Origin of the sequence: Roseomonas nitratireducens, assembly GCF_017813355.1 — a bacterium.
In the GTDB taxonomy this organism is placed as follows: domain Bacteria; phylum Pseudomonadota; class Alphaproteobacteria; order Acetobacterales; family Acetobacteraceae; genus Neoroseomonas; species Neoroseomonas nitratireducens.
The window spans coordinates 96,436-104,679 of record NZ_JAGIYZ010000019.1; the positions used below are offsets into that span (position 1 = coordinate 96,436).

9 protein-coding genes, 1 tRNA gene and 1 pseudogene are annotated in these 8,244 nt (G+C 69.0%); 8 read left to right on the forward strand and 3 right to left on the reverse strand.

Features of this window, described 5'->3' with window-relative positions; genetic code table 11:
• The first annotated feature begins 73 nt into the window (after nucleotides 1-73).
• Nucleotides 74-475, forward strand: a complete 402-nt coding sequence (locus J5Y09_RS18300) for a helix-turn-helix domain-containing protein (RefSeq protein ID WP_209353268.1) — start codon at nucleotides 74-76, stop codon at nucleotides 473-475.
• A gap of 116 nt (nucleotides 476-591) precedes the next feature.
• On the opposite strand, the gene J5Y09_RS18305 is transcribed toward J5Y09_RS18300, so the two are convergent.
• The 3 genes from J5Y09_RS18305 to J5Y09_RS18315 form a co-directional block, all read right to left on the reverse strand.
• Nucleotides 592-1,029: a hypothetical protein gene (locus J5Y09_RS18305; protein WP_209353269.1), complete on the reverse strand. Its 438-nt coding sequence runs from the start codon at nucleotides 1,027-1,029 to the stop codon at nucleotides 592-594.
• 343 nt (nucleotides 1,030-1,372) lie between these two features.
• The gene (locus J5Y09_RS18310) at nucleotides 1,373-1,948 is read right to left on the reverse strand and encodes a hypothetical protein (RefSeq protein WP_209353270.1); all 576 of its coding nucleotides are present in this window, start codon (nucleotides 1,946-1,948) and stop codon (nucleotides 1,373-1,375) included.
• A 670-nt stretch (nucleotides 1,949-2,618) separates the two neighbouring features.
• Nucleotides 2,619-2,693, reverse strand: a tRNA-Thr gene (locus tag J5Y09_RS18315).
• A gap of 336 nt (nucleotides 2,694-3,029) precedes the next feature.
• On the opposite strand from J5Y09_RS18315, the gene dcd reads away from it, so the two are divergent.
• The 7 genes and pseudogenes from dcd to J5Y09_RS18350 form a co-directional block, all read left to right on the forward strand.
• Entirely contained in the window at nucleotides 3,030-3,584 is a 555-nt protein-coding gene (dcd, locus tag J5Y09_RS18320) for a dCTP deaminase (RefSeq protein ID WP_209353271.1), read from the forward strand.
• 3 nt (nucleotides 3,585-3,587) lie between these two features.
• A complete protein-coding gene (gene murA, locus J5Y09_RS18325; protein ID WP_209353272.1) occupies nucleotides 3,588-4,847 on the forward strand; it encodes a UDP-N-acetylglucosamine 1-carboxyvinyltransferase in 1,260 nt (419 codons plus the stop codon).
• A 5-nt stretch (nucleotides 4,848-4,852) separates the two neighbouring features.
• Nucleotides 4,853-5,560 (forward strand): ATP phosphoribosyltransferase, encoded by a 708-nt coding sequence (hisG, locus tag J5Y09_RS18330; protein WP_209353273.1) that lies wholly within the window; start codon nucleotides 4,853-4,855, stop codon nucleotides 5,558-5,560.
• A gap of 69 nt (nucleotides 5,561-5,629) precedes the next feature.
• A complete protein-coding gene (hisD, locus tag J5Y09_RS18335; RefSeq protein ID WP_209353274.1) occupies nucleotides 5,630-6,922 on the forward strand; it encodes a histidinol dehydrogenase in 1,293 nt (430 codons plus the stop codon).
• An 88-nt stretch (nucleotides 6,923-7,010) separates the two neighbouring features.
• Complete coding sequence (infA, locus tag J5Y09_RS18340; RefSeq protein ID WP_137128126.1) at nucleotides 7,011-7,229, forward strand: translation initiation factor IF-1; 219 nt, start codon at nucleotides 7,011-7,013, stop codon at nucleotides 7,227-7,229.
• Nucleotides 7,230-7,237: 8 nt separating this feature from the next.
• Nucleotides 7,238-7,825 (forward strand): Maf family protein, encoded by a 588-nt coding sequence (locus J5Y09_RS18345; RefSeq protein ID WP_209353275.1) that lies wholly within the window; start codon nucleotides 7,238-7,240, stop codon nucleotides 7,823-7,825.
• Nucleotides 7,810-8,244: pseudogene (locus tag J5Y09_RS18350) on the forward strand (ribonuclease E/G); the annotation flags it as partial. The gene J5Y09_RS18345 and the pseudogene J5Y09_RS18350, both read left to right, overlap by 16 nt.

Here is an 8,244-nt window from a genome sequence, read left to right on the forward strand (position 1 = left end):
TCGAGTTGCCCGACACTACCCGCCCGCATGCGTGTGCATCTTTCGGCGCTACACTTCACCTCGGAGGGATGGGATGCCAAGACAGCGTTTGCGTGATCTGAGCACCATTGGTGGAAAAATTGCCCAAGCGCGCGAAGACAGCGGCTTAAGCCAAGATAAACTTGCACGACATCTTGGCCTTTCTCGCTCAGCCATTGCGCAATGGGAAAATAATCTATGCGCCCCATCTTTTGAAAACGCAAAATCCCTATCGCGACTACTAGACATTGATATAAAAGACATATTGGATTTTGCTGATTTTGCTGCCGACGAAAAAGAGAAGACCATACTTCATTTATTTCGCTCAATGCATCCTAACGATCAAAAATTCCTTCTTATCATCACAAGTCATTTGTGCTCCGATAAAACAAAACGCGCCTTGCAAAAGCGCCAACGTCTAATCATTCCCTCTATATCTTGGCCGACCGAAACTTAGGGATACGATGCTGCTGGGAGATTGGGCTGCCATGGTCATGTCGCCCGCTTGCAAAGCGGTGCAACCGTGACTTCTTCGCATTCGGGCGTTCCCGAATGCGCACGACGCGACCGCGTCTAAAGCGACCCCGGCGGCTCCAGCGCGGCACGAACGGCGCGCTCGATCCTGGGCCAGTCCTTGCCACCGCCCCACCCATAGTCGCGAAGCCACTGGAGCGCGTCCTCGACCTCGCCCGGCGCGAACTCCGCGACTGCGTCATCGTTCGCCGGGACCAGGGCCTCGGACACGACCAGATCGCCCTGCAGGAACACCCGCTGGTCGTCGATCTCGTCCGGCAGGGCCCACTCGCCGGTCTCTTCGTCCTGCTCCCCGAAGTCGCCCGGTTCGCCGATCACCGCGTTGCCCATGGACGCGAGTTCGATGCCGCCGCCTGGCAGACGATAGAGCCGGAGGTACTCCGGCCAAGCGTCGATGGCGCCCGAGAACTCACCCGTCGCGATAATGCCTTCCGGCAGGCTCCGGCCTCGCATCGGGCTACGATCCGCCTTCAGCACGGGCGGCCCGCCAATCCAACGAGGGTCCAGCAGGTTGCTCCGTGGCGACCTTCTCAGCCGCCTCCATGGACGTGAAGCGCACAGCGGGAGCGTCCTCCCTCTTCACGGGCACGAAGAGGTCTTCCCCCGGCGTACCCAAAGCCAAGTGCAGTTCGTATCTGCCATCGACATAGCCATGGACCTCCCATGACGTGGCCATCGCCCTACCCCTCCACCGCCGTTGGGTTACGTCCCGTGTCGCGCTCCTACCTGCACCGAACACGGGCCGAGCGTAACTCAAGGGTGCCGTGACGTACGGCATGCCCGAATTGGCCTCGGCGCACGGACATCAGCACGGTACGCATTATGAGTGCAGATCGGTGAAATCGTGGCTGCCGCCGCTATAGCCTCCGACACGGATGTGGTGTTCGCCAGTCGGCAACCGCCCATTCTCCAACACGTACTGTTCAATGAATGCCCGCGCGAAGACCCTTCGATTTCCGCCATAGTTCCGGAACGGCGCATCGCTGAACCTCAGGACGTAGGCGTCAATGCGCGACCGGAAGGGAGCGAGTTTGCGATCACGCTCGGATGCGCGCCGCGCAGCTTCCGCCTCGTCCCGTGCATCCAAGATTTCCTGCCCGCGACGGAACTCGTCGGCAGCCTTCGGATCAAGAATTGCAATTCTGCGCGAGATCTCCGGGACGTCGTCTTGGTTCAGCGAATACCCAACGTCGCAGAGCATGCTGTCGAGAGCCCTATATATATCTGCCCCGTCGCGGAGACCGTCCACGGGATCGACGACAGTGGGTATGTCCTCACAAACAACTTGGCGAGCACTTAGCCTAAATCCCTTTGCTTTCCGTTCGACATAGAACTCCCACCGCCAGGAGAAGCCCGCCATATTCGCGTCGGCGAAGCTAAGGATCATCGGCTTCACTTTGTCTCTCCTCCGAACTGGCACTGCCAAAATTAGGGGCCATTACGGATTTCGCCCGACATTCTTCGGATAAGCTGGCCGCTCCGGTAGCATTTCGCTGTCTTGGTCAAAAACACTCGCCCCCCCCCCGCGTGGGTTCGCCGACGTGATCACTCGGAAAGCAGAGCGGATGCGGCTCTGCCAGCGAAAGATGAGCGCGTGTCCCCCGCGCAGGCCCATCGCGCTCGCGGGCGTGCTGGCCGCGGGTGTCCGAACCGAGCATCGGACGAACCTCGCGCCCACCGCAGGCGCTGCACCTGAGCCGCCGCGCCAGACCTCGGGCCGTCGTGCCCCTACCGAAGCGCGCGATAGCGGGCCGGATGCCGAGATCGACGACGCGCTGGCACCCCTTCAAGCCTGAACAGATAAGGCTCAGCCAGTAGTCGTCGGCGACACGCTCGTAGGCCGCGAGCGTAAGCGACCCGTCGTCGCCCATGTGCGGACTTACGGCAGCGTCAGGGCGAGCAGAGCGGCGGGGCGGGACGGCGTCGGGCATAGCGCGAGGCTACCACGGCAACCGCCAGGGGCCGTCGCAGCGCGAAAACAAGCGGGCACTCTTGCTGGTGTTGGCCTGGTGTTGGCACGACCCTCTGTGTTGGCCCGCCGAGATCGCTGAAACCCAGGGAAAAGGTGGTGCTGCTGGAGAGGATTGAACTCTCGACCTCTCCCTTACCAAGGGAGTGCTCTACCACTGAGCTACAGCAGCCCCGGGGTGTCCAGGCGGCGCCCTCTCTAGGCGGACGGCCCGCCCCGCGCAACCCTTGCCGCGCGCGCCGCGCCCCGCCACCTTCCGCGCCGTGGAAAAGCCCCCCGCCAAGCCCCCCACCCCGGCCGAGGAGCGCGCGGCGCGCCGCGCCGCCGCGCTGCGGGAAAACCTGAAGCGCCGGAAGGCCCAGGCCCGGGCGCGGGAAGACGCGGCCGGAATGGATGCCGCGCCGCCGCCCAAGGTTGCCCCGGGCACCCCCATCGGTTAATCCGGCCGCCCCCGGGCCGCGCCGGCGCCGCGCCGCCCGCCAACCCTCCGCAGGCCAGGCCCAACCCGATGCCGATCATGCCCGACACCTGGATCCGCCGCATGGCGGCCGAGCACGGCATGATCGAGCCCTTCGTGGAAGCCCAGCGGCGCGAAGGTGTCATCTCCTTCGGCCTGTCCTCCTACGGCTACGACGCGCGCGCGGCCGAGGAGTTCAAGATCTTCACCAATGTCGACAACGCCGTGGTCGATCCGAAGGCGTTCAGCGAGGAAGGCTTCGTCACCCGCAAGGGCCCCGTCTGCATCATCCCGCCCAATTCCTTCGTGCTGACGCACACGGTCGAGTACTTCCGCATCCCGCGCGACGTGCTCGTCATCTGCCTCGGCAAGTCCACCTATGCGCGCTGCGGCCTGATCGTGAACGTCACGCCGCTCGAACCCGAATGGGAAGGCCAGGTCACCATCGAGATCAGCAACACGACGCCGCTGCCCGCCAAGGTCTACGCGAATGAAGGCGTCTGCCAGTTCCTGTTCCTGAAGGGCGAAAGCCCGCCGGAAGTCAGCTACGCCGACCGGCGCGGCAAATACATGGGCCAGCGCGGCGTCGCGCTGCCGAGGCTCTGAACGATGGATCGAATCCGCATCCGCGGCGGCCGGGCGCTGACCGGCACCATCCCCGTCTCCGGCGCCAAGAACGCCGCGCTGCCGCTGATGGCGACCGCGCTGCTGGGCGACGGGCCGCTGACGCTGACCAACGCGCCGGACCTCGCCGACGTCACGACCATGGCCGGGCTGCTCGCCCAGCACGGGCTGACGGTCGCGCGCGACAAGCAGGCGCGCACCATCACGCTGTCCGGCACGGCGACGAATCTCGAAGCGCCCTATGACCTGGTGCGGAAGATGCGCGCCTCGGTGCTCGTGCTCGGGCCGCTGCTGGCGCGGCACGGGCGGGCGCGGGTCTCCCTGCCCGGCGGCTGCGCCATCGGCACGCGGCCGGTGGATTTGCACCTGAAGGCGCTCGAGCAGATGGGCGCGGTCATCGAGATCACCGCGGGCTATATCGAGGCGACGGCGCCGCAGGGGCTGCAGGGCGCGCGCATCATCTTCCCGCAGGTCTCGGTCGGCGCGACCGAGAACATCCTGATGGCGGCGACCCTCGCCCGCGGCACCAGCGAGATCGTCAACGCGGCGAGGGAGCCGGAGATCACCGACCTCGCCGCCTGCCTGATGCGCATGGGCGCCCGGATCGAGGGGCTGGGCACCGACCGGCTGGTGGTGGAAGGCGTGCCCGTGCTGGGCGCGGCCGTGCATCCCATCATCCCCGACCGGATCGAGGCCGGGACCTTCGCCTGCGCCGCGGCCATCACCGGCGGCCAGGTGCTCCTGGCGGGCGCGCGGCTCGACCATCTCGGCGCCGTGGTGCGCATCCTGCGCGACGCGGGCGTGGACGTGGCGGAAGCCGAGGGTGGCCTGAAGGTCTCCCGCCTGAATGGCCTGCGCGGCACGGACGTCATCACCGAGCCCTTCCCGGGCTTCGCCACCGACATGCAGGCGCAGTTCATGGCGCTGATGTGCGTCGCCGAGGGCGCGTCGATGATCACCGAGACGATCTTCGAGAACCGCTTCATGCACGTGCCCGAGCTGCTGCGCATGGGCGCGCGCATCAACTTCCACGGGGCGTCGGCCATCGTGCGCGGCGTGCCGCGGCTGGCCGGCGCGCCGGTGATGGCGACCGATTTGCGCGCCTCGGTCAGCCTGATCCTCGCGGGGCTGGCGGCGGAAGGCGAGACGATCGTTAACCGCGTCTACCACCTCGACCGCGGCTATGAGCGGATCGAGGCGAAGCTCGCCGCGGTCAGCGCCGACATCGAACGCCTGCCGGGCTGACGCGCATGGACCACCCGATCCCGACGCCGATGTCGCCTTCCACGCCCGACGATGCCGGGCCGGTGGTCCTCGCCCTGCCCAAGGGCCGCATCCTGTCGGAACTGGGCCCGGTGCTGGCGCGCGCTGGCATCGTGCCGGCGGCGGATTATGCCGATGAGAGCAGCCGGCGCCTGCGCTTCCCGACGGAAGACCCCTCGCTCGACGTGATTCGCGTGCGGTCCTTCGACGTCGCGACCTTCGTGGCCCACGGCGCGGCGCAGATCGGCATCTGCGGCGCCGATGTGCTGATGGAATTCGACTATGCCGAGATCTACGCGCCGCTCGACCTCGGCATCGGGCGTTGCCGCGTGAGCGTCGCGGAACCCGTCGCGGGCCATGCCGACGACCCGTCCCGCTGGTCGCGCGTGACGGTCGCCACCAAGTATCCGAACATCGCGCGCCGCCACTACGCCGCGCGCGGCGTGCAGGCGGAGGTGGTGCACCTGAACGGCGCGATGGAACTCGCCCCGTCCATGGGGCTCGCGCGGCTGATCGTGGACCTGGTGCAGACCGGATCGACGCTGAAGGCGAACGGGCTGCGGGAGAGCGAGGTGATCGCGCACGTCACCTCCCGCCTCATCGTCAACCGCACCGCGCTGAAGACGCGACCGGAGGCGATCGGGGCGTGGATCGCGCGCTTCCGGGCGGCGCTGGCCGAACGCGACGCCCGCTGAACCCAATTCCCAAAGAAGGTTGAGGGGGGTACGGGGGGAGAAGTTCCCTTCTCCCCCCGCCTGATCAAGATGAAGCACCTCGACACAACCGCCCCCGACTTCGAGACACGTTTCGCCGCCCTGCTGGACGAAGCGCGCGAGACGACCGCCCGCGTCGACGCCGCGGTCGCCGGGATCATCGCCGACGTCCGCGCCCGCGGCGACGCCGCGCTGGTGGACCTCACCGCCCGCTTCGACGCCTGGACGCCGCGCGATGCCTCGGCGCTGCGCGTGAGTGCGGAGGAGATCGAGGCCGCCGACGCGCGCATCCCGCCCGACCGCCGAGCCGCGCTGAACATGGCCGCCGAGCGGATCGAGGCCTTCCACCGCGCGCAGCTGCCCGCCGATCTCGAGATGAAGGACGCGGCCGGGCTGACGCTGGGGATGCGCTGGGGCGCGCTCGATGCCGTCGGCATCTACGTGCCGGGTGGCAAGGCGGCCTATCCGTCATCGGTGCTGATGAACGCGATCCCGGCGCGCGCCGCCGGCGTCGGGCGCATCGCGATGTGCGTGCCCACGCCGGGCGGCGAGCTGAACCCGCTGGTGCTGGCGGCGGCCAGGCGCGCCGGCGTGACCGAGGTCTATCGCCTTGGCGGCGCGCAGGCCGTCGCGGCGATGGCCTGGGGCACGGCGTCGATCGCGCCGGTCGACCGCATCGTCGGCCCCGGCAACGCCTACGTCGCCGAGGCAAAGCGCCAGGTCTTCGGGCGCGTGGGCATCGATTCCATCGCCGGCCCGTCGGAGGTGGTGGTGATCGCCGATGCGGGGAACGACCCGCGGCACGTGGCGGTCGACCTGCTGGCCCAGGCCGAGCACGACGAGAGCGCCCAGTCGATCCTGGTGACGCCGGACGCCGCGCTCGCCGCCGCCGTCGCGGCCGCGGTGGAGGAGGAGCTGCGCAGCCTTCCGCGCGCGGCCATCGCGGCCGAGTCCTGGCGCCGGCATGGGGCGATCGTCCTGGTGCGGGACCTCGATGAGGCCGCGGCGCTGACCAACCGGCTGGCGCCGGAGCACCTGCAACTCATGGTGGAACAACCGCGCGCCCTGCTCGCGCAGATCCGCCATGCCGGGGCGGCCTTCCTCGGCCGCTTCTGCCCGGAGGCGGTGGGCGACTACGTGGCAGGGCCGAACCATGTGCTGCCGACGGGGCGGACGGCGCGCTTCGCCTCGGGGCTGTCGGTGTTCGACTTCCTCAAGCGCACAACCTGGGTGGAGGCGGATGCGGCGGCGCTCGCCGCGGTCGGCCCCGCCGCGGTCGTGCTGGGGGAGGCCGAGGGCCTGACGGCGCATGCGCGCAGCGTCGCCCTGCGGCTTGGTGGTTGACCCGGCGCGGCGCGAGGACCATTTTGCGGCGCTTTTCCGCGCCCCCCATTTCCCGCGCGCCTTGTGCGCGCCCATTCAAAGAGGCCCGATGTCTAAGGAAGACATGATCGAGTTCAGCGGGCAGGTGGTCGAACTGCTGCCCAACGCGATGTTCCGCGTGAAGCTGGACAATGACCACATCGTTCTCGCGCACACGAGCGGCAAGATGCGCAAGAACCGCATCCGCGTGCTGGCGGGCGACCGCGTGAACGTGGAGATGACGCCCTACGACCTGACCAAGGGTCGCATCACCTTCCGCTTCAAGTAACCGCGCCCATGGCCGATGCGCGCCCGCCGCTGGTGCTGGCGAGCGCCAGCCCGCGGCGCCTCGAACTCCTTGCCCGCCTCGGCATCGTGCCGGACCGGGTCCTGCCGACCGACATCGACGAGACGCCCTACAAGGGCGAGGTGCCGCGCCCGCACGCGGCAAGGCTCGCGCGCGCCAAGGCGGAGGCCGCCGCGGCGCAGGCGCCGGCCGCCATCGTGCTCGCCGCGGATACCGTCGTCGGCGTGGGCCGCCGCATCCTGCCGAAGGGGGAGACGGAGGCGCAGGCGCGCGCCTGCCTCGACCTGCTGTCGGGACGTCGGCATCGCGTCGTCACCGCCGTGGTGCTCGCGCTGCCCGATGGGCGGCGGCTGTTCCGCAGCGTGGAAAGCCAGGTGACCTTCCAGCGCCTGACGGGCCAGCAGATGGACGCCTACATCGCGTCGGGCGAATGGCGCGGCAAGGCCGGCGCCTATGCCATCCAGGGCGGCGCGGAAGCCTTCATCCGCTTCCTGTCGGGCAGCCATTCCAACGTCGTCGGCCTGCCGCTGTTCGAGACCGCGCAGCTGCTGCGGGGGATCGGGTGGCTCACGCCCTGATCCTCGTCAGCGCGTCGCCGGGGGAACGGCGGACGGCGCTGCTGGTCGACGGCACGGCGGTCGAGGCCTGGGTCGAGCGCCCCGCGCGGCCCGACGGCGTGGGTGACCTGCATCGCGGCCGAGTCGCGGCGGTGGCACCCGCCATGGCCGGCGCCTTCGTGGCGCTGGCCGGCGGCGAGACCGGCTTCCTGCCCGAACGCGAGACCGGCGAGGCCCGCCGCCCGATCGCCGAGGCGGTGAACGAGGGCATGGCGCTGGCGCTGCGCGTCACGCGCGCCGCGCAGGGCGGCAAGGGGCCGCGCGTCACGGCGCGGCTGACGGCGGCCGAGCGCGCCGCCATCGCCGCCGCCCCCGGCACCGGCCCGGCGCTGGTCGCGCGCGGCCCCGCCGCCGCGCTGCGCCTTGCCGCCGCGCATCCG